This is a genomic window from Xylophilus sp. Leaf220 (assembly GCF_001421705.1).
Lineage (GTDB): Bacteria > Pseudomonadota > Gammaproteobacteria > Burkholderiales > Burkholderiaceae_C > Xylophilus.
Genome location: NZ_LMKO01000001.1, coordinates 943,743 through 968,554, shown reverse-complemented (window position 1 = coordinate 968,554; position 24,812 = coordinate 943,743). Strand labels below are relative to the sequence as shown.

General features: G+C 70.5%; 21 protein-coding genes, 1 tRNA gene and 1 pseudogene. 5 read left to right on the top strand and 18 right to left on the bottom strand.

What is annotated here, in order from left to right:
• Nucleotides 1–29: 29 nt before the first annotated feature.
• Nucleotides 30–950, bottom strand: a complete 921-nt coding sequence (locus tag ASE76_RS04415; RefSeq protein WP_156362509.1) for a DUF6279 family lipoprotein — start codon at nt 948–950, stop codon at nt 30–32.
• On the opposite strand from ASE76_RS04415, the gene glmU reads away from it, so the two are divergent.
• Together glmU and ASE76_RS04405 are read left to right on the top strand one after the other, a co-directional pair.
• Entirely contained in the window at nt 949–2,355 is a 1,407-nt protein-coding gene (gene glmU, locus ASE76_RS04410; RefSeq protein WP_055835129.1) for a bifunctional UDP-N-acetylglucosamine diphosphorylase/glucosamine-1-phosphate N-acetyltransferase GlmU, read from the top strand. The two genes, ASE76_RS04415 and glmU, sit on opposite strands and share 2 nt — an antisense overlap.
• Before the next feature lie 6 nt (nt 2,356–2,361).
• On the top strand, nt 2,362–3,156 hold the full coding sequence (locus ASE76_RS04405) for an ATP-binding protein (RefSeq protein WP_055835126.1): 795 nt from the start codon (nt 2,362–2,364) through the stop codon (nt 3,154–3,156).
• Between the two features lie 30 nt (nt 3,157–3,186).
• Here ASE76_RS04405 and ASE76_RS04400 read toward each other — a convergent pair whose 3' ends face one another.
• Nucleotides 3,187–3,675 carry an Lrp/AsnC family transcriptional regulator gene (locus ASE76_RS04400; protein WP_055835124.1) on the bottom strand — a complete coding sequence of 163 codons (489 nt, stop codon included), beginning with the start codon at nt 3,673–3,675 and terminating at the stop codon, nt 3,187–3,189.
• 138 nt (nt 3,676–3,813) lie between these two features.
• Here ASE76_RS04400 and glmS point away from each other — a divergent pair, with 138 nt between their 5' ends.
• Nucleotides 3,814–5,736: a glutamine--fructose-6-phosphate transaminase (isomerizing) gene (gene glmS / locus ASE76_RS04395; protein WP_055835122.1), complete on the top strand. Its 1,923-nt coding sequence runs from the start codon at nt 3,814–3,816 to the stop codon at nt 5,734–5,736.
• Between the two features lie 375 nt (nt 5,737–6,111).
• Nucleotides 6,112–7,731 (top strand): methyl-accepting chemotaxis protein, encoded by a 1,620-nt coding sequence (locus tag ASE76_RS04390; RefSeq protein WP_055835121.1) that lies wholly within the window; start codon nt 6,112–6,114, stop codon nt 7,729–7,731.
• A gap of 31 nt (nt 7,732–7,762) precedes the next feature.
• Here the strand turns inward: ASE76_RS04390 and ASE76_RS04385 are convergent, their stop codons facing one another.
• The 7 genes and pseudogenes from ASE76_RS04385 to ASE76_RS04355 form a co-directional block, all read right to left on the bottom strand.
• Entirely contained in the window at nt 7,763–8,317 is a 555-nt protein-coding gene (locus ASE76_RS04385; protein WP_055835117.1) for a type 1 glutamine amidotransferase domain-containing protein, read from the bottom strand.
• A gap of 122 nt (nt 8,318–8,439) precedes the next feature.
• Nucleotides 8,440–10,857, bottom strand: coding sequence for a PAS domain S-box protein (locus ASE76_RS04380; protein ID WP_082447920.1), 2,418 nt, complete (start codon nt 10,855–10,857; stop codon nt 8,440–8,442).
• Nucleotides 10,858–11,431: 574 nt separating this feature from the next.
• Nucleotides 11,432–11,884 (bottom strand): annotated as a pseudogene (locus tag ASE76_RS21440) (DUF6250 domain-containing protein); the annotation flags it as partial.
• 529 nt (nt 11,885–12,413) lie between these two features.
• Entirely contained in the window at nt 12,414–13,535 is a 1,122-nt protein-coding gene (locus ASE76_RS04370; protein WP_055835112.1) for a PHB depolymerase family esterase, read from the bottom strand.
• Between the two features lie 102 nt (nt 13,536–13,637).
• The gene (locus ASE76_RS04365; RefSeq protein ID WP_055835109.1) at nt 13,638–14,054 is read right to left on the bottom strand and encodes a hypothetical protein; all 417 of its coding nucleotides are present in this window, start codon (nt 14,052–14,054) and stop codon (nt 13,638–13,640) included.
• Between the two features lie 41 nt (nt 14,055–14,095).
• A complete protein-coding gene (locus tag ASE76_RS04360) occupies nt 14,096–15,022 on the bottom strand; it encodes a PHB depolymerase family esterase (protein ID WP_055835106.1) in 927 nt (308 codons plus the stop codon).
• 274 nt (nt 15,023–15,296) lie between these two features.
• A complete protein-coding gene (locus tag ASE76_RS04355; protein ID WP_055835105.1) occupies nt 15,297–15,551 on the bottom strand; it encodes a hypothetical protein in 255 nt (84 codons plus the stop codon).
• Nucleotides 15,552–15,681: 130 nt separating this feature from the next.
• Between ASE76_RS04355 and ASE76_RS04350 the strand changes: the two genes are divergently transcribed.
• Nucleotides 15,682–15,960: a DUF3253 domain-containing protein gene (locus ASE76_RS04350; protein ID WP_055835102.1), complete on the top strand. Its 279-nt coding sequence runs from the start codon at nt 15,682–15,684 to the stop codon at nt 15,958–15,960.
• A gap of 188 nt (nt 15,961–16,148) precedes the next feature.
• On the opposite strand, the gene ASE76_RS04345 is transcribed toward ASE76_RS04350, so the two are convergent.
• The 9 genes from ASE76_RS04345 to ASE76_RS04305 all read right to left on the bottom strand — a co-directional run bounded on the left by ASE76_RS04345 (nt 16,149) and on the right by ASE76_RS04305 (nt 24,793).
• The gene (locus ASE76_RS04345) at nt 16,149–16,853 is read right to left on the bottom strand and encodes an ankyrin repeat domain-containing protein (RefSeq protein WP_055835099.1); all 705 of its coding nucleotides are present in this window, start codon (nt 16,851–16,853) and stop codon (nt 16,149–16,151) included.
• A 58-nt stretch (nt 16,854–16,911) separates the two neighbouring features.
• A complete protein-coding gene (locus ASE76_RS04340) occupies nt 16,912–17,367 on the bottom strand; it encodes a heme-binding protein (RefSeq protein ID WP_369793370.1) in 456 nt (151 codons plus the stop codon).
• A gap of 248 nt (nt 17,368–17,615) precedes the next feature.
• A complete protein-coding gene (locus ASE76_RS04335) occupies nt 17,616–18,263 on the bottom strand; it encodes a response regulator transcription factor (protein WP_055835092.1) in 648 nt (215 codons plus the stop codon).
• Nucleotides 18,260–19,738: a sensor histidine kinase gene (locus tag ASE76_RS04330; RefSeq protein ID WP_055835089.1), complete on the bottom strand. Its 1,479-nt coding sequence runs from the start codon at nt 19,736–19,738 to the stop codon at nt 18,260–18,262. Before ASE76_RS04330 ends, ASE76_RS04335 begins: the two co-directional genes overlap by 4 nt.
• A gap of 264 nt (nt 19,739–20,002) precedes the next feature.
• A tRNA-Met gene (locus tag ASE76_RS04325) sits at nt 20,003–20,079 on the bottom strand.
• 43 nt (nt 20,080–20,122) lie between these two features.
• Nucleotides 20,123–20,902: an enoyl-CoA hydratase gene (locus ASE76_RS04320; RefSeq protein WP_055835086.1), complete on the bottom strand. Its 780-nt coding sequence runs from the start codon at nt 20,900–20,902 to the stop codon at nt 20,123–20,125.
• A 59-nt stretch (nt 20,903–20,961) separates the two neighbouring features.
• On the bottom strand, nt 20,962–22,773 hold the full coding sequence (locus ASE76_RS04315) for a M61 family metallopeptidase (protein ID WP_055835083.1): 1,812 nt from the start codon (nt 22,771–22,773) through the stop codon (nt 20,962–20,964).
• Between the two features lie 63 nt (nt 22,774–22,836).
• Entirely contained in the window at nt 22,837–23,553 is a 717-nt protein-coding gene (locus ASE76_RS04310) for a DsbC family protein (RefSeq protein ID WP_236698340.1), read from the bottom strand.
• Between the two features lie 76 nt (nt 23,554–23,629).
• The gene (locus ASE76_RS04305; RefSeq protein WP_055835663.1) at nt 23,630–24,793 is read right to left on the bottom strand and encodes an FAD-dependent monooxygenase; all 1,164 of its coding nucleotides are present in this window, start codon (nt 24,791–24,793) and stop codon (nt 23,630–23,632) included.
• Between the last annotated feature and the right edge of the window lie 19 nt (nt 24,794–24,812).

Genomic DNA, 24,812 nt, shown 5'->3' with positions numbered 1-24,812 from the left:
CTAAAACCGCGGCACCGTCCGCGGTTTTTTCATGGCTCCTGTGCCATGAGGATCTTGATGTCGCGCCGGTAGCCCTGGAGCCGCTTCAGCGCACTCTCCCGTTGCGCGACCGAGGTGCTGTTGTGGACGGTTGCGGCGCTGTCGCAGCCCTCGCGCAGCAGCGTCTCCTGGTACTTGCGCAGGGCGGGGTCGGGCGTGTTAAAGGCGCGCTCCATCACGCCGTGGATGGCGGCGCGGGCCTCGGCCAGCGACGGGTTGCCGGCGTGCAGCTTCTCCAGCGTCTGCAGCACGTCCTGCTGGCGGCGCAGGGATTCGGCATGGCTGCGCTGGGCATCGAAGCTCGATCGCTCGATCTGCAGCCGGATCGCGTCGCGCTGGGCGCCGTCGAGGCGGCCGTACATCGTCTCGCTGCGCTCAAGCACCTGCTTGAAGCGCAGGGCCCGCTGCTCGGGCAGCGTCACCTCCAGCCATTCCTTGCGGTACTCGGCGTTGTTGCGCTCGAACTTCCGCCGCACGTTGACGATCTGCTGCGGCTCCAGGTCCAGCGCGGCGACGGTCAGCGGCGCCTCGGCCTTCTGCGCCAGGGCCATCAGGCGCGTACGGATGCCTTCGGCGATCTGGCAGGTCTGCGCCGGCACCACGTTCTGCAGCGCCAGCTTCTCCGCCTGGGCCAGCAGCGTGTCGACCTGGGGCAGCTCGGCCGTGCGGTGCCACTGCTGAAGCGCGGCCAGGTCCTCGCGCACCTTGCGGGTCTGGTCGCCCTCGAAATCGACATACCCGTCGAGCCACCAGTAGGCGATCTCGGGCGACTGGTTGTAGCCCAGCTTGATCGCGCTGCAGCCCTGCAGCGCCACGAGCACCACCGCGGCGCCGGTCGCGCCGATAATCCGCCACCATGGCCCGGGCATGCGCCGGGGCGGTACGGCGGGCAGCCGAGAAGGAGCGTTCATGGCGGTTTTGGATGTGGTGGTGATGGCTGCGGGCAAGGGTACCCGCATGAAAAGCCGCCTCCCGAAAGTGTTACACCGGCTTGCCGGCCGGCCGATGGTGCAGCACGTGCTCGACACCGTCGCACCGCTCGGCGCGCGGCGGGTGGTGGTGGTGACCGGCCACGGCGCGGACCTGGTGGAGTCGGCGCTGAACGCCGCCGTCGGCGCGCCGGACGTCTCGCCCTTCGAACTGCGCTTCGCCCGCCAGGAGCCGCAGCTCGGCACCGGCCACGCGGTGCAGCAGGCCGCGCCGCAGCTGGCCGCCGAGGGCACCGTGCTGGTCCTCAACGGCGACGTGCCCCTGATCGCCGCCGCCACGCTCCGCGCGATGCAGGCCGCCGCCGCCACCGGCGCCCTGGCGCTGCTGACGATCGCGCTGGACGACCCCACCGGCTACGGCCGCATCGTGCGCGAAGGCGATGCGGTGCGCGGCATCGTCGAGCACAAGGACGCGACCGAGGCCCAGCGCGCGATCCGCGAGACCTACACCGGCGTGATGGCGGTGCCGGCCGACCGGCTGGCCGGCTGGCTCTCGCGCCTCTCCAACACCAACGCCCAGGGCGAGTACTACCTGACCGACATCGTCGCCATGGCCGTGGCCGACGGCGTGCCGGTGGTGGGCGTGCCGACCGCCGATGCGGTCGAGGTGGCCGGCGTCAACAGCCCGGTGCAGCTTGCCGCGCTGGAGCGCGCCTTCCAGCGCCGCAATGCGGACCTGTTGATGGAGGCCGGCACCCGCCTGGCCGATCCGGCCCGCATCGACGTGCGCGGCACGCTCACCTGCGACGCCGACGTCGAGATCGATGTCGGCTGCGTCTTCGAGGGCGCGGTGCACCTGGGCGAGGGCGTGCGCATCGGCGCGCACTGCGTCGTTGCCGATGCGCGGATCGCCGCGGGCGCGGTGGTGCATCCGTTCACCCACATCGCCGGCGAACGGGCCGGAGTCGAGGTGGGCGAGGGCGCCATCGTCGGCCCCTTCGCCCGGCTGCGGCCCGGCGCCCGGCTGGGGCGCGACGTGCACATCGGCAACTTCGTCGAGGTGAAGAACTCCACGCTGGCCGACGGTGCCAAGGCCAACCACCTGGCGTACCTGGGCGACGCGGTGGTGGGCGAGCGGGTCAACTACGGCGCGGGCAGCATCACCGCCAACTACGACGGCGCGCACAAGCACACCACCACCATCGGCGACGACGTGCACGTGGGCAGCAACTGCGTGCTGGTGGCGCCGGTGACGCTGGGCGCCCGCACCACGGTGGCCGGCGGCTCCACCATCACCAAGGACACGCCGCCCGGCACCCTGGCGGTGGCGCGGGGCCGGCAGGTCAGCATCACCAACTGGAAGCGCCCGGCCAAGCAGGCCGGCTGACCGCCGATGGATGCCGCGCCCGCCCCGCCGGAACCCCACGACCTGCCGGCGCTGCGTGCCGCCCTGGCCGCGCGCGACGCCGAGCTGTCGGCCGCCCGCGCCGAGCTGGCCGAGACGCGCGCCGAGCTGGAGGACTTCTTCCGCGTCGCCTCCCACGACCTGCGGGCCCCGCTGCGCCACCTGAAGGCCTTCGGCCAGTTGCTGCGCGAGCGGGTCGAGGACCTGGGGCGCGACCCGGAGACGCTGAGCTTCCTCGACACGATGGAGCATTCGGCGCAGCAGATGGCCCGGATGGTCGACGGCCTGCTGGAGCTGTCGCGCATCGGCCGCGCGCCGCTGGTGCCGCAGCCGCTCGACGTGGCGGCACTGGTGCAGGAGGCGCGCCGCGCCCTGGCGCTGCCGCCGCAGCCGGTGGCGTGGCAGGTGGCGCCCGACATTCCGCGCTGCCAGGGCGATCCGGCGCTGGTGCGGCTGGCGCTGCAGCACCTGCTCGCCAACGCGGTCAAGTTCAGCGCGAAGCGGCCCGCGCCCGCGATCGCGGTGGGCTGGCAGCCGGGGCCCGCAGGGCAGATCGAGATCGTCGTGCGCGACAACGGCGCCGGCTTCAACCCCGCTTCGGCGGGCAAGCTGTTCGGCGTGTTCGAGCGGCTGCACAGCAGTTCGGAGTTCGACGGCCTGGGCATCGGCCTGGCGGCGGTGCGCCGCATCGCGCAGCGCCACGGCGGCACCGCCCATGCCGAGGGCCAGCGCGACGCCGGCTGCACCGTGCGATTCAGCCTGCCGGCCGCCGCGCCGGTGTGATGCTATGGTTTCGATAGCTGGAGGCCGGCGCTAATCGCCGGCCAGCGGCACTTTCGGCTCGAATTTCGCGCACTTGATGCTGAAGAAAGCCTTCACGCTGCGCACATGCAGGTCGGCGTGGAACAGCCGCTGCGCCAGCGCCAGGTAGCCCGGCATGTCCCGCACCCGCACCACCAGCATGAAATCCGGCCCCGGCGAGACGCGGTAGCACTGCTGCACCGCGTCGTCGGCGCAGGCCCGGGCCTCGAAGCGGGCCAGCCGTTCGGCATCCTGCGCGTCGAGCGTCAGCTCCACCAGGGCGGTGAGGCCGTGGCCGACCAGGGGCGCGAGGGTGTCGCCGTCGAGCAGGGCGACCTGCCGGGCGATCACGCCGGACTCGACCAGCCGGCGCACCCGGCGCAGGCAGGTCGGCGGCGAGATCGCGGCTGCTTCTGCCAGGGCCTGGTTGCTACGGGAGGCGTCGGTCTGCAGCAGGTCCAGCAGGCGCCAGTCGGTTTCGTCGAGCGTGATTTCGTTCATTTGTGGAGTCTGTGTGAACGAATATTGTGGCGGATGTGCGGAGTGAAAGAAGCGACCAGAATGCTTCGATTGCAGGGCTGGTTATTTCACGGCGCAGGTTCTAGCATCGGGTCTTTCCTTTTCACACAAGGCACCACCATGTGCGGCATCGTCGGCGCGGTCTCCACCCGCAACATCGTCCCCATCCTCGTCCAGGGCCTTCAGCGGCTCGAGTACCGGGGCTACGACTCCTGCGGCGTGGCGGTGTACGACACCGGCGCAGTGATGACGCCCGAGGGCCCGCTGCGCCGCACCCGCAGCACCTCGCGCGTGGCAGAGCTGATGGAGCAGGTGAAGGCCGGCGCGGTGCAGGGCACCACCGGCATCGCCCACACCCGCTGGGCGACGCACGGCGCGCCGGCGGTGCACAACGCGCATCCGCACTTCAGCCACGGCCCCGGCGCCTACGACCAGGGCCCGGGCCGAATCGCGCTGGTGCACAACGGCATCATCGAGAACCACGACGCGCTGCGCGGTGGCCTGGTCGCCAAGGGCTACGAGTTCGCCAGCCAGACCGACACCGAGGTCATCGCCCACCTGATCGACAGCCTGTACGACGGCGATTTGTTCGAGGCGGTGCAGGCGGCCATCGTGCAGTTGCGCGGCGCCTATGCGATCGCCGTGTTCTGCCGCGACGAGCCGCACCGCGTGGTCGGCGCCCGCGCCGGCTCGCCGCTGATCCTGGGCGTGGGCCAGGCAGGCGAGCATTTCCTGGCCAGCGACGCGATGGCGCTCGCCGGCGTGACCGACCAGATCGTCTACCTGGAAGAGGGCGACGTGGTCGACCTGCAGATGGGGCGCTTCTGGATCGTGCAGCGCAGCAAGGATGGCAGCGGCATCCGCCCGGTCGATGCCGCCGCCCGCCCGGTGCGCACGGTGCAGGCCCACAGCGGCGCGGCCGACCTCGGCCCGTACCGCCACTACATGCAGAAGGAGATCTTCGAGCAGCCGCGCGCCATCGCCGACACGCTCGAAGGCATCGAGGGCATCGTGCCCGAGTTGTTCGACGGCGCGCCCTCGCACGACGGCGCCACCGGCGCGAGCGCCTGGCGGGTGTTCCAGGAGATCGACAACGTCCTGATCCTGGCCTGCGGCACCAGCTACTACAGCGGCTGCACCGCCAAGTACTGGCTCGAATCGATCGCGAAGATCCCGACCCAGGTCGAGATCGCGAGCGAATACCGCTACCGCAGCAGCGTGCCCAACCCGCGCACCCTGGTCGTCACCATCAGCCAGTCGGGCGAGACGGCCGACACCCTGGCCGCGCTGCAGCATGCCCGCAGCCTGGGCATGGAGCAGACGCTCACCATCTGCAACGTGGCCACCAGCGCGATGGTGCGCGAATGCAAGCTCGCCTACATCACCCGCGCCGGCACCGAGATCGGCGTGGCCTCCACCAAGGCCTTCACCACCCAGCTGGCCGGCCTCTTCCTGCTGACGCTGACGCTGGCCCAGTCGCGCGGCCACCTCGACGCCGAGGCCGAGGCGATGCACCTGAAGGCGATGCGCCACCTGCCGGTCGCGCTGCAGGCGGTGCTGGCCCTGGAGCCGCAGATCATCGACTGGGCCGAGGCCTTCGCCGGCAAGGACCACGCCTTGTTCCTGGGCCGCGGCCTGCACTATCCGATCGCGCTGGAAGGCGCGCTCAAGCTCAAGGAAGTGACCTACATCCACGCCGAGGCCTATGCCGCCGGCGAACTCAAGCACGGCCCGCTGGCCCTGGTGACCAGCGAGATGCCGGTCGTCACCGTCGCGCCCAACGACACCCTGCTGGAAAAGCTGAAGAGCAACCTGCAGGAAGTCCGCGCCCGCGGCGGCGTGCTCTACGTGCTGGCCGACGCCGACACCCATATCGAAGCCGCCGAAGGCCTGCACGTGATCCGCATGCCGGAGCACTACGGCGCGCTGAGCCCGCTGCTGCACGTGGTGCCGCTGCAGTTGCTGGCCTACCACACGGCCTGTGCGCGGGGTACCGACGTGGACAAGCCGCGCAACCTGGCCAAGAGCGTGACGGTGGAGTGATCCGCCGGGGCCGTCCCCGAGAATCACCCGAGGCGACGGCTCGCATGGCCCTTGGCGCACGACGCGGACCACCGGCGTCGCACGCAGCCAGGGTCCAGTTGCGGCCGGAGAAGCGCCCAGCACCGGACGCAGGTGACAGGCCATGTCGGGGTGGCATTCGATGCGATCGCCTCCGCTCCACAGACGCGGTGGGCAGGCCGATCGATGCGTCCGCATGGCATCCCGACGGCTGTGGCCGTTGTTTGCATGCTACCCACGCTGTAGGACCGAATCCATTTCGGCGACCCGGGCGTAATCGACACACGTCCTCCACATTGCCCAGCACCCGAGGCCTTATCCTCGCCCAATTAAGTTGTGCACAATATTTTTCGACTCATGAAATCCTCACTTACCGTCCGACAGCAGTTGACCTTCGCGTTCGGTCTTCTCGTTTTCCTCATAGCAGTCGTCGCCGGCCTGGCCGTCGTCCTCCTGCAGAACTCCAACGACGGCTTCGCCCGCTATGTCCAGGGGATCAACGCCCGGGCCCTGCTCGCCGAGCAGGTGCGCACCGCGGTCGATCGCCGCGCCATCGCCGCGCGCAACCTGACGCTGCTCCGCCCCACCGACGACACCAAGGCGGAGTACGACGAGATCCTCAAGGCCCACCAGCAGGTGCAGGAGCGCATCGCCCGGCTGCGCAAGATGGCCGACGAAGCGGACGACTCGAATGCCAAGACCAAGGAACTGGTCGCGAAGATCGCCGAGGTGGAGAGCCGCTACGGCCCGGTGGCGCTGTCGATCACCGAGATGGCCAACCGCCGGATGACGACCGAGGCCACCCAGAAGATCCTCGACGAATGCCGGCCGCTCCTGGTCGAGCTGATCGCCTCCACCAACGCCTACCGCGAATACACCGCCCAGCGCTCGGCCGAACGGATCCGCGATTCGCAGGCCGAATACACGCTCCACCGCAACATCCTGATGGCCGCCGCGCTGGCCGCACTCGCCCTGGCCGTCGTGTGCGGCTGGGCCATCGTGCGGTCCCTGGGCAACATCCTGGGCTCCGAGCCGGCGGCGCTGAGCCGCATCGCCCAGGTCGTCGCAGCGGGTGATCTGCGCGACGTGGACGGAGCGGCCACCGCCCGCCAGTCCAGCGTGCTGGCCTCCCTCGCGAACATGCAGAAGAGCCTGGCCGCCACCGTGCACCAGGTGCGCCATGCGGCCGACTCGATCCTCACCGGCTCCGCGGAGATCGCCGCGGGCAATGCGGACCTGAGCCAGCGCACCGAAGAGCAGGCCAGCGCGCTGGAGGAAACCGCGGCCACGATGGACCAGATCGCCAGCACCATCAAGAACAATGCCGACAACGCCGAACAGGCCGCCCGGATGGCCGCCCAGTCGCTGAAGGTGGTGGAGGAAAGCAACGGCCTGGTGCAGAACGTGGTGGATTCGATGGGGACCATCAACGACGGCTCTCGCCGCATCGTGGACATCGTGGGCGTCATCGACGGCATCGCGTTCCAGACCAACCTGCTCGCGTTGAACGCGGCCGTCGAGGCCGCCCGCGCCGGCGACCAGGGCAAGGGCTTCGCGGTGGTGGCCGGCGAGGTCCGCAACCTGGCCAAGCGCAGCGCGAGCGCCGCGACCGAGATCAAGGAGCTGATCAACTCGAGCGTGGCAGCCGTCGGCAACGGCGTGAAGCTCGCCCAGCAGGCCGGAACGTCGATGGGCACGGTGGCCGGCTCGGTCGGCTCGCTCGCGCAACTGGTCGACGAGATCAGCAGCGCCAGCAAGGAGCAGGCGCTGGGCGTGGCCCAGGTGGGCGAAGCGATCAACCAGATGGACCGGGTGACGCAGCAGAACGCTGCGCTGGTGGAAGAGGCGGCCGCCGCCGCCGGAAGCCTCAGGGCGCAGGCCGAGCAACTCGTGGCCTCGGTGCAGGCGTTCTCGCTGGGCGGTGCACCCATGGACCGCATCGCGGTCGGCAGCCCGCAGCGTCTCCTGGCGGTTTGAGACGGAAGGGGCGGGCTGCGGCCTTGTGGGATCAGGTACCGCCCAGCGCCTTCAGGATCGCTGCGTTGAACGCGGGAATGTCGTCGGGTTTGCGGCTGCTGATCCAGCCGCCTTCGCTGTGCACCTGCTCGTCGACCCAGGTGGCGCCGGCATTGCGCAGATCGACCTGCAGGCTCGGCCAGCTGGTGAGCGTCTTGCCATCGACCAGACCGGCATCGATCAGCAGCCACGCGCCGTGGCAGATCACCGCCAGCGGTTTGCCGGCCGCGTCGATGGCCTTGACGAAGGCCTGGGCGTCGGCGTCGGTGCGCAATGCATCGGCATTCACCACGCCACCCGGCAGGATCACCGCCGCATAGTCGCCCGGATCGGCATCGGCGATGGTGCCGTCGACCTTGAAAGTATCGGCCTTGTCGACATGGTCGAAGCCCTGTACGGTGCCGGCCTTCGGCGCAAGGATGTGGGTGTCGTAGCCCGCTTTCTGCAATGCGTCGCGCGGCTTTTCGAGTTCGGCCTGCTCGAAGCCGTCGGTTGTCAGGATGGCGATGCGGCGGGATACAGGGGAGGAGGAAGGCGTGGAAGACATGGAGACTCCGCAATGAAAACCTCTACTGTCCCGGTGCGGCCGCGGCCTTCGCGTCGGACACCTCCGAACATGGCTGTGGTCCATGCCGCGCCCGCTTGCAAGCGCCGCGCCGGCCGGGTCGTCTAACCCGCTCCGATCAGTTCCTTGACTCCGGTCGCCAGCGCCTCCATCGGGAACGGTTTGGTCAGCACCTTCATGCCCGGGGCCAGATGCCCGTTGCCGACGACGCTGTTCTCGGCATAGCCGGTGATGAACATCACCTTGAGGTCGGGACGGCGCTCGCGGCCGGCGTCGGCCATCTGGCGGCCGTTCATGCCGCCGGGCAGGCCGACATCGGTGATCAGCAGGTCGATGCGGGCGTCCGACTGCAGGAGCTTCAGTCCTGCCACGCTGTCGGCAGCCTCGAGCGCGGTGTAGCCCAATTCCTCCAGCACCTCGGCCACCAGCATGCGGACCGAGGGCTCGTCGTCCACCACCAGCACGGTGGCGCTCTGCTCGGCGCGGGCGATGTCCGAGAGCCGGGGCATCGCCTCGTCGGTATCGACTTCGCCGTAGTGGCGCGGCAGGTAGATGCAGACCGTGGTGCCCTGGCCGACTTCCGAGTAGATGCGTACCTGGCCGCCCGACTGCTGGGCGAAGCCGTGGATCATCGACAGGCCGAGCCCGGTGCCCTCGCCGATCGGCTTGGTGGTGAAGAAGGGTTCGAACACCCGGGCGGTCACCTCCGGCGGCATGCCGGTGCCGGTATCGGTTACGCAGAGCGAGAGGTACTGGCCTTCCTGGATGCCGTACGTCGCCGCGGCCGGCCGGTCCATCCATTTGTTGGCGGTCTCGATGGTGATGCGGCCGCCGTCGGGCATCGCGTCGCGGGCGTTGATGCACAGGTTGAGCAGCGCGTTCTCCAGCTGGCCCGGGTCCACCAGGGCGGGCCACAGGCTGGCGGCGCCGACCACCTCCAGCGCGACCGCCGGCCCGATGGTGCGGCGGATCAGCTCCTCCATGCCGCCGACCAGCCGGTTCACGTCGGTGGGCTTTGGCAGCAGCGTCTGCCGGCGCGAGAACGCGAGCAACCGGTGGGTGAGCGCGGCCGCCCGCTTGGTGGCGCCCTGGGCGACCGCCACGTAGCGCTCCAGATCGTCGAAGCGGCCCTGCTTCATCTTGGCGTTCATCAGCTCCAGCGCACCGGAGATGCCGGCCAGCAGGTTGTTGAAGTCGTGCGCCAGGCCGCCGGTCAACTGGCCCACGGCTTCCATCTTCTGGGACTGGCGCAGCTGCTCCTCGGCCCGCATCAGCTCGGCCGTCCGCTCGGCCACGCGCTGCTCCAGCGTCTCGTTCAGGGCGCGCAGCGCGGCGGCGTTGCGGTCGCGCTCGGCCTCGACCGCGCGCCGCTCCTCCACGTCGATCAGCACGCCGGGAAAGCTGGTGGGCGTGCCGTCGGCGGCATGGTCGACCCGGCCGTTGGCCTCGATCCAGTAGTACTTGCGGTCGGCGCGCAGCACCCGGTACTGGTGGGCGTAGGCGCCGCCGCGCTGGACGGCCTCGCCGATCGCGCGGGCCAGGCCGTCGCGGTCGTCCGGATGCACCGTGGCGACCACCTGCGCCAGGCTCAGGCCCTCGCGGCCCAGTGCCGGATCGAGCCCGAACGCGGTGGCGAACGCCTCGTCCACGGTGAACCGGTCGGTCGGCAGGTCCCAGTGCCAGGTGCCGATGATGGCGCCGGCCGCGAGCGCCAGCTGCACCCGCTCGACGTTCTCGCGCGCGATCGCCTCGCTGGCCCGCAGCCGGTCCTCCGCCAAGCGGCGGTCGGTGACGTCGTTGAAGAAGATCGCGATCTGCCGCAGCTGCGGATCGCCGACACGGATCGCGCGCACCTCGAACCAGCGGCTGAACGCCTTGGCGTAGTTCTCGAAGCTGGCCGGCTCGCCGGTGCGGGCGACGTGGCCGTAGGTGTCGAACCAGAAGCGCTCCAGGTCGGGCGCGAATTCGGTCACCCACTTGCCGCGCAGGTTGACGCCCGCCTGACGCTCGAAGGCGGGGTTGGCTTCCAGGAAGCGGTAGTCCACCGCGCGGTCCTGGGCGTCGAACTTCACCTCGACGATGGCGAAGGCGGTTTCTATGGTCTCCAGCAGGGTCTCGAAACGGTCCTGGGTGACGCGCAGCCGCTCGTCCGCATCGTGCTGGCGGGTCCGGTCGCGCAGCACCTTGACGTAGCCCTGGTGGGTGCCGTCGTCGCGCCGCAGCGGCATCATCTCGCCCGAGGCCCAGAACCGGGCACCGTCTTCCCGCAGGTGCCAGCGCTCGTCGTTGGCGCGGCCTTCCGCCATGGCGACGCGCATCTCTTCCTGCGCGCGGCCGATGGCCCGGTCTTCCGCGGTGAAGATGCGCTCGATCGACGTGCCCACGATCTCCTCGCGCCGCCAGCCCAGGATCCGCTCGGCGCCGGCGTTCCAGTCGGTAACGGTGCCGTGCAGGTCGGTGACGATGACGGCGAAGTCGATCGCGCTGTCGATGACATCTTGGAGGGGAGGGCGTGCGGTCATGGGCCGGAAGTGCGCTGGTCGATGAAGGAGGGGAATCCCGGCCGCCGCGCCCGCGCCCGCATCGTCGGCACAGATCACTGAATGCCTGGTGTGCATGCCAATTATCGTTTCTGCGGCGTCTCTCCACTGCGCCGTGCAGGACACGTCCTACGTGGTGCAGGGGATTGGGGTCGTCCCGGCACGCAGCAAGCGACGCGCAGGATGCAACGCGGTCTTGGACGCCAACAAGCCGGCGCGCTTTGCTATCGAAACAATAGCTGAAGGCCGGCCATCCGCGCCGGCTCTCGCCTTGTGCGGTGCCGAATCCGTTCGGGGCGTGAAGTCCGTTCCGCTGCGCGGCGGAACGCGGGGTTTCTCCGGGAGAGGGGGCGGTTCGACGTCGCGGCCGCGCACTCCTGGGTCGATTGCCGCACCCCCGCCCGCGGGCCGAGGGCTCAGCGCGCCAGGGAGCGCACCTCGAAATCCCGGATCTCGAACCGGCTGGTCGTGGTGCGCAGCGCGAACCAGCCGCCCAGGTAGGCGCAGGATCGGCATGGCTGAACACCAGCACGTCGTTGGCGTACCAGCGCAGCGTTACCGGATCGTCGGGCGTGGCGGCGCGGGAGACGATGCGCACCCGGGTCGCCAGGTTGGCGACGAGCGTGGTCGCCGGCAGCATGCCGCCCGCCCGGTCGTCGGCCGTGGCCGATTCGGGCGTGGAGAAGCCGGCGATCTGCGGCCGGGCATCGGTGCCGTCGTTGCGGCGCAGCCGCGTCGTCGTGTTGCCGTTGGCGCCGAAGCCGACGTAGTAGAGCCGCACCGGGTTGTAGGCGGCCAGCGAGCCGTCGTAGTTGCGCTGGGTGGGGTCGCCGCTGGCCACGCGCGGCTCTGTCGCGTTCCAGAACATGTTCAGGTCAGAGATGCGGTCGACGAAGCGGGTGCCGGGAAAGGTGGCCGGCACAGGCGTGGCCGAGAAGGTGATCTGGTAGTCGCCGCTGAACTTCTGCCGGAACCAGACGGTGGCGCCCGAGGGCTGGACGATGGTCATGACGCCCCGGGCGGCAGTCACCGTGCCGGCCGGGTCCTGCTGCTCGACCTTCCACCGGGCCAGGCCCTGGTCGAAGTCGTCGCGTGCCAGCAGGGTGGTGGTGCCGTCGCCCGAACCACTCCCGCCGCCGCAGGCCGACAGCGATGCGGCAAGCGCCAGGACCCAGGCGGAGCGAAGTGCGGCGCGCCGCGGAGTCGGATGGTGCACGGAGAAATCCTTTGTCGGAAACGGCGGGAGAACCCGGCATCTTCCTGCGCAGGTACCGTCCGTATCGGCATGGTTTCGGATTTGGTTATGCGGTTTCTGGCGGTGCGGCGGGCGGGCGAGTTGCCAATGCCATCGGCATCGACTAACACGGCAGTCGGTCGTCGCTTGGATCGACCGCGCGCGCTGGGCAGGCGCTCTGCTCGATTTGCTATCGAAAGAATAGCTAGTGGTCGGCCCTGTGTGCCGGCTACAGGCACTTTTCTTTCCAAATTAGGTCTACGGCCCTGCTGTCACGGTGCTTGCGTTGCCCCGCGCACCGTGTTTATGCCGCCAGCCGGTGCGCCAGAAAGAAGCGCAGCATCTCTGCGCTGGCATCCGGCCCCGTGGGGTCGATGTAGCTCCCGGCGGGGTGCCCGCCCGCCCATGCGTGGCCTGCGCCGTGGATCTGCCAGTACTCGGCCCGGCTGGCGCCGTCGGTGCCCGGGTAGCGGGTGCGGGTCCAGCGGCGGCCGCCGGGCGTGCGGCCGGCTTCCACCGTCGGCGCGGTGCCGCCTGCGGGCTGCGCGGCCGCCATGACATGCGCGCCGTGGTCGGGGTGCACCGTGGCGTCGGCATCGCCGTGGAAGACGATGGTGGGCGTACGTATTCCCGGCGGCGCGGCGGCGGCGGCCGGCCCGGCGCCGGTGCGCATCGCCTGCAGGGCCGACATCGCGTCGCGCGCCGTGCCCTGGGCCAGGCCCGAATGCACGCCGGCCGCGGCGAACGTGTCCGGATAGGTCTGCGACAGGATCGCCGCCATCGCGCCCCCGGCCGAGAGCCCGGCGACGTAGACCCGGCGCGGGTCCAGCCCGTGCGACTGCACCACCGACCCGACCAGCGCCGCCAGCAGGGCCGGCTCGCCGCGGCCGCGTTGCTGGTGGTTGTGCTTGAACCAGTTCCAGCAGCGCTGCGGATTGGCCTGCGCGTCCTGCGCGGGGTAGAGCACCGCGCAGCCGTGGGCCTGGGCCAGCGCGTCCATGCCGGTGCCCGCCGCGAAATCCTCCGGATCCTGGGTGCAGCCGTGCAGCATCAGTACCAGGGGGCGCGGTGCGTCGGTGGTGCCGGTGGGCAGGAACAGGCGGTAGTCCAGCGTGCGGCCGCCGTGGGCGAAGCGCCCGGTGGAAACGCCGCCGCCGGCAGCCGCCGGTCGTGCCGGGGCGGCCGGTGATGGGTCGCGCGGCAGTTCGGTCACATAGCCGTCGAGGATGTCGGCGGCAGGAGGCGCTGCCGGCATCGGCGTCGTCGCGGGGGGGCCGTCGCCTGCCGGCATGCCGGGCCAGGCCCGGAGCGCCGCGCCTTCCGGCAGGCCCAGCGAGCGCTGCAGCGCCTGGGTCGCCTCCTGCAGCTTGCCGGCGCGGGTCAGCCGGGCGGCGTCTTGCATCCAGGTGGGGAGGTTTGGGGTCATCGGATGCTTTCGGGGAAAGGGAATAGGCAGTGGGCCGTCGCTGCGGCGTCGGGAAGAGGGCGCGCGGGGGAGCTGCGCCCCGGCGTGGGTCGGTGGGGGTCGCTACCGCACGATGCGGTCGGCCAGGGCCGCCTTGACAGCCGGGCTGGCATGCAGCGCACCCAATACCGCGATCGAGTCGATCGTCGCCAGCGCCAGTTCGGGCGTCACGTCATGGGCGATGCTGGCGAGGCCCAGCACCCGGATCTGCAGCTTTTCATAGGCGGCGCGTACCGCCTCCAGCTCGGCCGTGCCGAAATGCTGCAGGCCGATCACGAGCATGCGGCGCGCGGTGACCTGCTTGAGCGCATCGGCCTGCAGCGCCAGCTGGTTGCGGATCGCCGTACGGATGAAGTCCGTGCGGTTGGCATAGAAGCTCTCGGCCACCAGCAGGTCGATCTGGCCCAGGTCGACATAGCCGAGGTTGATCGTGATCTTTTCGCTGTCGGGCAGGCGGACGGGCGGGGCGTTGGAGGTCATGGGCCATCCTATCACCATCCAATGGGATGGTATAGGGAGGGTTATCTCGCGGATGGTGTACCCGGTCCCGCCTGGCGGAAGAACGCGAGCATCGCCGCACTGGCATCCGGCCCGGCCGGATCGACATAACTGCCGCGGGTGCTGCCCCCCGACCAGGCGTGTCCCATGCCGTGCACCTCCCAGCGCTCGGCGACGGCACGGCGCTGAGGGTTGCGGTAGATGTGCCGGGTGGAGGCATGGCCGCCTTCGGTCTGCATCGCCGTTACCTCGGGGCTTGCCAGGGGGTCGGCCAGGGCGATCCCCGTGGCCGAAGGTTTCAGCGCCGCCGCCAGCACGTGCGCCCCATGGCGTGGGTGCACCGCCCTGTCGCGGTCTCCGTGGAACACGATGGTCGGTACCTGCCTCACGGGCGGCGGCCGGCCGATGCTGGAGCCGTGCCGCATCGCCGACAGAGCCCCCACCATGCCCCGCGCCGCGCCTGCCGCCAGGCCGGAATGCACGCCGCAGGCCGCGAACACGTCGGGATAGGCATGGGCCACCGCCGCCGCCATCGCGCCGCCGGCCGACAGGCCCGCGATGAAGACCTGCTGGCGCCGCAGTCCCCAGGCCTTGGCGGTGCCGCGCGCCAGGGCCGCGATCCACGCCGGCTCACCGGTCCCGCGCACCTGTGCCGCCGGATCGAACCAGTTCCAGCACCGCTGCCGGTGGGCGCTGGCCGGCTGGCAGGGATAGACCACGATGCACTGCGCGTCGCGGGCATGGTCGTTCATCCGGGTGCCGGCCGCGAAGTCGTCGGGCGTCTGCTGGCAGCCGTGCAGCATCACCACCAGGCCGGTGACCTGCTGGCCCGGCGCGAGGGGTGGCACGTAGATCTTGTAGCGGTGCTCTGCCCCCCGATAGGCGAATACCGCGGTATGGAAAACTTCCGTGCGCGGCGAAGGCGCATGCGCTACAGGCCGAGCGGCCATCCGGCCTTTGCGCGCTGCCGTGGCCGCGCCGGCAGCAGATGCGGCAACCGACGCCACCTTCTTGCGCGCCGGCTTTCGTTTGGGAACGAAAGGCGACCAGACAGCATTCGCCAGTTGAGCCGCCTGGCGCATGGTCTTGCGTGCGGCCCGCAGACCGCCGAGTTTGAAAACAGCCATGGCCCGATCCTCGCCGCTGCGGGCCGGGTGTCGCCGTAGGCCGAGACGACGACCCTGCGACCTTGTGGCTTCGGCGCCCGCTGGCCCTCCGGCGGTTTCAGCGGTCCTGGTCGGAGGGCTGCTCGCGCCGGTGCTCGGGCTTGACCGCATCGGCATCCTCGGTCAGGGAGAACGGTGCCGAATCGTCTTTTTCGACGGACTGCGCATCCTGCCGCTTGCCCGACATCGCCTCCGTCGGCGCGGGGCTGGAATCGGAACTGCCGGGAATGAAGGCCTCTCCCGCGCCCATGTTGTCGACGGTGCCGTCGGTGCTGGGACGGGTGCCCGCGCCGGTGGGGGTGGCTTTGGTCATCGGATACTCCTTGGGGTTGGAGCATGACCGTATCGCCCTGGCTGCGGGCGAGCCTGTAGGAAGCACGGCTGCGCCTATGCAGGCAGCGCCGGTGCCGCCCGCGAAAGCGCCACGCAATCACTAGGAACCTATGGACAAGACTGCCGCGGAAAACCAGATATTCGCTTTGCTGGCCCGGCGCAAGGCCGGTGCGACCATCTGTCCTTCGGAAGTGGCCCGAGCGTTGGTAGCGGGGAGCGCATCGTGGCATGAGCTGATGCCGGGCATCCGGCAGGTGGCGGCGGACCTGGCCCGGAATGGGCGGCTCGTCGTCACGCGGGGCGGTGTGTCCGTCGATGCGATTGCGCCGGGTGGGCCGGTACGGCTGGGCCTGCCGGTGCCCGCGCCGCGCCGGGGGCTGCCGTATTAGCTGCCTGCGATCCGATGAACGAGCCGCGAAAGGCTTCCGGCTTCGGCGCGCGGCGTGACCGAATCAGCCACTGCGGAAAACGACCTGCGCATGCCACTCGCCCGCGCTGGCGAACCGCCCTCGATTTGGGCAGTCTTGCTCGATGGTGCGGCACCGCGGGTTTCCCGTTGCAGGGCCGTGACCAGGATTCAAGGCCGACGCGGTGCCGACAGCAACGCCACCATTCCGGTGTACCCACGCGCCTGGGCCAGTTGCAAGGGCGTGCGGCCCTGCCGGTCGGCCAGGCGCAGGTCGGCACCCGCCTCGACGAGGGCGGCCAGGGTGTGCTGGTGGCGCGGGCCGCCGTCGCCCAGCACCACCGCCTCGATCGCGGCGGTCCAGTGCAGGTTGTTCACATGGTCCAGCGGTGCGCCGGCAGCGATCAACTGGCGCACCACGCCGTCGTGGCCGAGGTGCGCAGCGGCGATCAGCGCGGTGCCGTCGTAGCGGCTGGTGACGAGGTCGGCGCGTGCACCGCCCGCCAGCAGGTCGGCCAAGGTGCCAGTGTCGTCGGCCACCGCGGCGATGGTCACGGCGTCGTAGCGTTCGGCATCCAGCAGGCCGGGCTGCGCGCCTTTCTGCAGCAGCAGGCGCACGGCGGCACGCTGGCGGGCGTGGGTGGCCAGGTGCAGCGGCGTGCGGCCCTGCGCGTCGCGGGCGTCGGCATCGGCGCCGGACTGCAACAGGGTGCGGATCCGCGCCAGGTCGCCGCGCCACGCCGCGGCATGCAGACCCGCCAGCGCCCGCGCTTCGGCGTCGGTCGGCGGAGTCTGCGCGGCCGCCGGTTCGCCGCAGGCCGCTGCGCCTGCGATGAGTGCGAGCAGCAGGGTACGCCGCGTGGCATGCCGGCCCATCGGCGCGGCGCGCGATGCGGACGGCGGGCGCTCGGCGAGACGGGCCGGGTGTTGCATGTCAGTTCAGCAGGCCCTTGACCTGCTCCAGCGCGGCGTTGGCGCACTGCTCGTCGAGGTGGCCGCCCGGCGCGCCGCCGACGCCCACGCCGCCGATCACCTCGTTGCCCACCTTCACCGGCACGCCGCCGCCGAGCAGCAGGTAGCCGGGGATGTTGACCAGGTTGGCCGCGGCCGGGTTCTTCTGCGCGCCTTCCATGAGGGCCTGGGTCGGGGCCTTGGCGGATGCCGAGGTCCAGGCCTTGCGCTCGCTGGAGCCCAGCGTGTGCGGGCCGGCGTTGTCGGCGCGTTGCACCGCCCGCACCACGCCGGCGCGGTCCACCACGGTGGCGCTGACCGCGTAGCCATTGGCCGCACAGCTGGCAACCGCGGCAGTGGCGATCTGGTTGGCCAGGGCCAGCGACAGGTTGCGCTGGACCAGCACGCCGGAAGCGGCCGGTGCTGCGGCGGCCGCCATGGGTGCGGGGGCAGCCATCGGTGCAGCGGTTTGGGCCTGCGCGCCGAGAGCGGCGAGGACGAGGGCGGCGGCTGCGAAACGAGTGCGGTGTGCCATGGAAAAGAGTCTCCTGGTGGATGCGGGCCGGCACCGTGCCGACCCATGGCCATGACTGTACGGATCGCGCCGCGCGGGCGCCATTCGTACGGCTACCCGTGCCGCTCCGTACAACTACGGAGACGGAGCACCGCCGCGGCGGCGTACCTCCGCTATCGGGCGTCCGGGCCGTCCACCAGCGTCGCGTACTGCCGGATCAGCTGCGCCAGCGAGTCGCAGGCCAGCTTGGCGAACAGGTTGGCGCGGTGGGTCTCGACGGTGCGCGGCGACAGGTCGAGCGTGCGGGCGATCTCCTTGTTGGTCAGGCCTTCCACGATGAAGGCCAGCACCTCGCGCTCGCGCTCCGACAGCTGGGCGTGGCGGCTGCGCGCGGCCTGGTCGGCCTGGCTGCGGGCGCGGGAGCGCACGTGCCGGCGCACGGCGGATTGCAGCGCCTCCAGCAGTTGTTCGTCGTTGACGGGCTTCTCCAGGAACTCGGCCGCGCCGGCCTTGAAGGCGCGCCGGCACATGTCGACCGTGCCGTGACCGGTGAGCATGACCACCGGCTGGTCCACGCCCTGCGCCACCAGGGTGTCGAGCACCGACAGCCCGCTGATGCCGGGCATGCGCACGTCGAGCACGATGGCTCCGATGCCCGTGCGGTCGAAGTCGCGGACGAAGGCCAGCGGGTCGGCCCAGCCCTGGACCCGCAGGCCGACGGTGCCGATCAGCAGCGCCAGGCTGTCGCGCACCGCGTCGTCGTCGTCGATCAGGTGGACGAGGGGCGAATGCGGCGCCTGGGGCGCGGTGGAGGTCGTCATGCCAGTTCCAGGTCGAGGTGGAAGCATGCGCCGCGCAGGCCGTGCGCACCGCCCGGCGGCGCGGCCGAGAGCGTGCCGCCCATGCCGGTGGCCAGCGTTTCGCTGAGGCTGAGCCCCAGGCCCAGTCCGCCTTCGCGGGTGGTGAAGAAGGGCTCGAACAGGCGGGGCCGCAGTTCGGGCGCGATGCCCGGCCCGCTGTCGCCCACGGCCAGCCGGCCCTGGTCGCCCAGCACCTGCACCGCGATGGCGATGCGCCGCGTGCCGGGCGGCACCGCGTCCAGGGCCTGGATCGCGTTGACCAGCAGGTTGTGCACGATCTGCTCCAGCGCCACCGGATCGGCCAGCACCCGCACCGGCGGGCCGTCGGTCGCATCGATATCCACCTGCACCGCATGCCGCGCGCATTCGGGCTCCAGCAGGTCGAGCGCGCTGCGCACGACGTCCTGCAGCACGACCGGCTGGCGCTCGGCATCAGTCGCAGGACGCTCGATGGCGCGGCGCAGCCGGCCGACGACGGTGGCCGCGCGCCGCGCCTGCTCCGCCGCCTGTCCCATGGCGCCGCGGGCCGCGTCGAGTTCGGGCGGGCGGTCGTCCAGCAGGCGGCGGGCGGCCTGGGTGCTGGCGAGGATGGCGGTCAGCGGCTGGTTCAGCTCGTGGGCCAGACCTGCGGCCATCTCGCCCAGGGTGTTGAGCCGGGCCACCTGGCCCAGGCGCAGCAGCTCCTCGGCCCGGCGGCGGGCGGTGCGCAAGCGTTGCACCGTGCGCGCCGCGGCCAGCGCCAGCCCGACCGCCGCCGCCCACAGCGCTATCCAGGCCCAGGGCAGTTCCTGCCAGGTCACCTGGCGGGTGGCGACCACCTCGAAGGGCTGGCTGGGCGACGCCAGCGTCTTCTGCATCGACAAAGTCCAGCCGCCGGCGGTGGCAGGCCGGCCCGGCTGGACAACGAAGGCCTGCCCGGCCTGCTCGACCGTGAGGCGCACCGGGCTGGCGGCGCGGTCCATCGGCCAGTCGCGCCAGGGAATCGCGGCAGCCAGGTCCAGCCGCAGCGCGTGGCTGACAGGCTCGGCCGCGGCCACCAGGGTGTAGCGGCCGGCGGGCAGGTCCACCTCGGCCAGCGCGGGTTGCCGGGTGGTGCGCGAGGCCTCTTCGGCCCGCGCCAGTCGAGGATCGGACCAGCGGCCGTCGCGCTCGCGCCGCAGCACGTCGAGGATGGCGGGGTAGACCGCCGACAGACGCCGCTCGGGCCGGCCATCCGGCCCCGCCTCGCCGGGAGTGCCCAGCAGCGCCAGCGTGGCCAGCACGGCGTCGTATTGCACCGCCTGCTGGCTCAGCAGCCGGTGGGCGATGCGCACGTCGGCGCCGAAGGCCGCTTCGTGGCGGCCCAGCGCGGCCTGGGCGATCAAGGCACCGCCGGCCACGGTGGCCACCAGCCAGAGCAGCCCCCAGCCGCCGATCGTCCGCATGCGGTGTGTCATGCGGGCGATTGTGCCGCTTGGTCTTTCAGTGATGCTGGGTTTGGCTGCCCCGATGGGGCCGCGAAGAGGTGATCCACTATCTTTTCGCCATGGCCTCGATGCACGTCGACCATCGGCGCGCATCACCTGGCTGGATCGTTGCCACAGGGGGCAAGATGTACCTTCACGGACAGCAGACCCAATGCGTTGGGGGCGCCAAACCCTTGTGCAACTCACCAACAAAAAAGCCTTTTAAGTCATCGACTTAAAAGGCTTTTAGCATCTTGGTGGCGCTTCACGGATTCGAACCGCGGACCTGTGGATTATGATTCCATCGCTCTAACCGACTGAGCTAAAGCGCCGAGCCAGCGAGTATAGCAAGTTTTGTGGCGCCGGCCAGCGCCCTCAGCTGTTGGTGAAGGTGGGGGGGCGCTTGTTCACGAACGCGTCCATGCCTTCCTTCTGGTCGGTGGTCGCGAAGAGGGCGTGGAACAGGCGGCGCTCGAACATCACGCCGTCCGACAGGCCGCTTTCGAACGCGCGGTTGACCGATTCCTTGGCGGCCATCGCGGCGACCTGGGAGAAAGCGCAGATCTGCAGCGCGGCGCCCAGCACCTCGTCCATCAATTGGTCGTACGGCACCACACGGCTGACCAGGCCCGAACGTTCGGCCTCGGCCGCGTCCATCATCCGGCCGGTGAGGGCCATGTCCATCGCCTTGCTCTTGCCCACGGCGCGCGGCAGGCGCTGGGTGCCGCCAGCGCCGGGAATCACGCCGATCTTGATCTCGGGCTGGCCGAACTTGGCGTTGTCGGCTGCGATGATGAAGTCGCACATCATCGCCAGTTCGCAGCCACCGCCCAGCGCGAAGCCGCTCACCGCCGCGATCACCGGTTTGCGGATGCCGCGGATCCGCTCCCAGTTGCGTCCGATGTAGTCGCTCTTGTAGACGTGGGTGAAGTCGTACTTGGCCATCGCGGCGATGTCGGCTCCTGCGGCGAAAGCCTTCTCGCTGCCGGTGATGACGATGCAGCCGATGGCGCTGTCGGCAGCGAACGCATCGAGCGCGTCGCCCAGCTCGTCCATCAGCTGGTCGTTCAGGGCATTGAGCTGCTTGGGGCGGTTCAGCGTCACGATGCCGACCTTCTCGGCTTCGGTGCGCACCTGGATCGTTTCGTAGGCCATGCGGTTGTCTCCTTCTATGGGTTATGGGGCGATGAATGAGCGGACTTGCGCGGGGCCTGTCAGGAGAGCGCCGAAGCACTGGCGGCCGGCGCATCGGCCGCCGACAGCCAGGCGGCGAGCCGGGCCGGATCGCGTGCCACCAGCCGAGCGGTGGTGTCGGCGGCGGGCAGTTCCAGGGCCAGCTTCAGCATCCGGCGGTCGCGGGCGATCCAGGCGGTGCAGTGGCGTTCTCCGCCAAGGTAGAGCGCGAGGTCCTCAAGCTTGGCGAGGCGCCAGGCCTCTCCGCTGACCTCTATGCCCAGCCATTCGTCGCCGGCCGCGAAGCCGGCCGCCTCGGCGGCGCCGCCACGCAGCACCGCCTTGATCTGGATGCCGGTGGTCTCGGCCACCCGCAGGCCCAGGCGCTGCGCCGGCTGCGAAGGATCGGCCAGCATCTCGACGCCGTACGACTGTAGCAATGCGGCCAGGGGCAGCTCGTCGGTTCCGTGCACCCATGCGGCGATCTCCGGCGCCAGGCTGCGGCCGGCGACGGCCTCCAGCACGGCCAGCACATCGGCTTCCTGCATCGGGCCGGCCGCGCAGCGCTGCCACAGGCCGCGCATCACCTGGTCCAGCGACGGTACCGCGCCGCCCACGGCGCGCGCCGCGTCGCCGCGCAGGGTCAGGTCCAGGCACAGGGCGACCAGCGCACCCTTGGTGTAGTAACTGACGGTGGCGTTGGGGGTGTTCTCGTCCTGCCGGTAGTACTTGACCCAGGCGTCGAAGCTGGCCTGCGCAACCGACTGCACCTGGCGGCCGGGCGTCTGCAGCACTTGGTTGATCGTCTTGTTGAGCAGCCGCAAATAGCCCGCGTCGTCCAGCAAGCCCGCGCGGCGCAGCAGCAGGTCGTCGTAGTAGCTGGTGAAGCCTTCGAAGAACCAGAGCAGCTGCGTGTAGTTCTCCTGGCGGTAGTCGTAGGCGGCGAATTCGGCCGGGCGCAAGCGCTTGACGTTCCAGGTGTGGAAGTACTCGTGGCTGACCAGGCCCAGCAGCGTGGTGTAGCCCTCGGACTGCTTGGGCTCGCCCACGCGTGGCAGGTCGCGGCGGTTGCAGATGAGGGCCGTGCTGTGGCGATGCTCCAGCCCGCCGTAGCCGTCGTCCACCGCGTTGAGCATGAAGACATACCGGTCGTGGGGCGCGGCGCCGCCGTCGGTGTGCCAGAAGGCGATCTGCGTCTCGCAGATGCGCTGCGCGTCGGCCAGCAGCCGGGCGCCGTCGAAGCTGGGCGCCGCGCCCGCGACGACGAAGCGGTGCGGCACGCCGCCGGCGGTGAACTCGCCGCTCCAGAATCGGCCCAGCTCCACCGGGCTGTCGGCCAGGGTGTCGTAGCCGTCGGCCTGGTAGGTGCCGAAGCCGTGGGCGTCCACCGCGTGCGGGAGCAGGGCGGTGGCGGCCGACCAGCCTACCATCGCAGGCGATGCCACCAGTTCCACCGTGTGGAGCATGTCTTCCTGGCCTTCGACCCGCAGGCACAGGCCGGTGCCGTTGAAGAAGCCGCGGCGGCTGTCGAGCCAGCAGGCGCGGACCGAGTTGTCGTAGGCATAGACCTCGTAGGTCAGCACCAGCGGCGCCTCCGGGGCGCAGGCGACCTGCCAGCTGCATTTGTCCAATTGATCGACCGCTAGGCAGGCGCCCCTTTGTGTGGCGACCAGCTTCTGCAGATGGCGGGCGAATTCGCGGACCAGGTAGCTGCCCGGAATCCATACCGGCAGCGACACCCGCTGCAGCGCAGCCGGTGCAGCGACCGTCAGCGTGACCCGGAACAGGTGGGCATGCAGGTCGGCGGCTTCGACGCGGTAGTGCACAGAGGGCAGGGCGGGCTGTGGTGGCATTGCGTGGCGGTTGCGTCTGGAGAGGGGCTGCGGCCGAGCCGCAGCAGGATGGCAAAGGCGCGGTCAGCGCGCGGCGGCCAGGCGCTGCTCGATCTGCTTGGCGTCGATCGCGCCGGGCACCCGGGTGCCGTCCGCGAAGATCAGGGTGGGCGTGCCGGTGATCTTGAGCTTGCGTCCGAAGGCCACGTTGCGGCTCACGGCGCCGGTGTCGCAGCCGGCAGCGGCGGTGATCGGCTTTTCGTCGAGCATGTAGTCCTGCCAGGCGCGGCCCTGGTCCTTGGCACACCAGAGGCGGTTGGACTTGTCGACCGAATCGGCGCCCAGGATCGGGTAGAGGTACATGTAGACCGTCACGTTGTCGATCGTTGCCAGCTCCTTCTCGAAGCGCTTGCAGTAGCCGCAGTTGGGGTCTTCGAAGACGGCCAGCTTGCGCTCTCCCTTGCCGCGCACGATCTTGAACGCGTCGCGGACGGGGAGATCGTCGAAGTCGATCGCGGTGATCTTGTTGACGCGCTCTTCGGTGAGGTTCTTGCGCTCGCGCGTGTCGAGCATCTCGCCGTGCAGCACGTAGTCGCCCTTGGCGTCGGTGTAGAAGATGTCGGTGCCCATGCGGACTTCGTACAGGCCGGGCATCGCACTCTTGCGCACTTCGTCGATGTTCTGCAGTTGCGGCACGCGGGCCGCCAGGTTCTTGCGGATCACCGACTCCTGGGCATGCGCCCCGGCGGTGACCAGCAGGGCGCCGAGGGCCAGGGCGCAGATCGAAAAATGGCGGGACAGATTCACAGGATTCTCCGGAAAGCGCAAGGGGGCGGGCGGGGTTCGTGCAGTGGGAGTACGCCGCGCCGCAATAGGTTCACAGCGTGCCCATGGCCCGCTGGGTGAGCCAGGATTTGACCGGGCCGCTGGCATCGAAGCCGCGCATGCCCCAGTTGCGCAATGTCTGCCAGGGCTGGCCGTGCTGCGAGAAGAGCTGCTGCAGCCCATCGGTCGCAAGGCCCATCGGCAGCAAGGCCGCGCGGCGGGCCCGCTCGTACTGGCGCAGCAGCCGCAGGTCGCCCGGGCTGCGCCAGTAGTCGCGGGCATGCAGCACCCGGGCCAGTTCGGCGGCGTCGGCCAGGCCGACGTTCAGGCCCTGGCCTGCGAGCGGGTGCACGGTGTGGGCGGCGTCCCCTGCCAGCACCCAGCTGCGGGGACTGGCGGCCGTCGTGCGTGTCGCGGAGCCATCGGTCGGCAGCCGGCCGCACCATCGGTCGGCACGGGCCAGTTGCAAGGGCCAGTCGCTGCGCGGGCTCTCCAGTGCCAGGGTGCCGAGGGCATGCCCGCTGCGGGCTTCCAGCTCGGAGGCGAAAGCGGCATCGTCTAGTGCCAGCAGTTCCGGCGCACGGGCGGTGTCCACCGACCACACCAGGGCGACGGTGTGGCCCTGCGCGCCGCCCATCGGCAGTAACGCGAGGATGCCGTCGCGCAGGAACCACTGGCGGGCGATGCCGCCGTGCGGCCGCTCGCAGCGCAGCCGCGCCGCGATGGCCCGTTGCGGATAGGGCGTGGATGCGAAGGTTACGCCGAACTCATCGCGGGTGGCACTGGCCCGGCCTTCGCAGACCGCCGTCAGCGCCGCGGGCCGGGGTGTGTCCAGCACCTCGACCAGCGGCTGGAAACGTACCGCGTCGGCCAGCCGGGCTTCCAGCGCCGGCACGTCGACGATCCACGCCAGCGCATCGACCTTCTGGGCCGCCGCATCGAAACGCACCGCGCCGCCGTCGTCGCCGAAGACCTGCATGCCCGACACCGCGGTGCAGGACACCGCGTCGGGCCAGCTGCGCAGCGACTGCAGCAGCTGCCGCGACGCGTCGTTGATCGCGTAGGCCCGCACGTCGGGACCGGCGGGCGAGGCCGTTGCAGCGGACGACGGCTGGGCGACCAGGCCGACGCGCAGGCGGTCGCGCGCCAGCAGCAAAGCCAGGGTGCTGCCCACCACGCCAGCGCCACGGATACAGACATCGAGAGGAGGAGCCATGCGGCCCATTGTAGGGAGG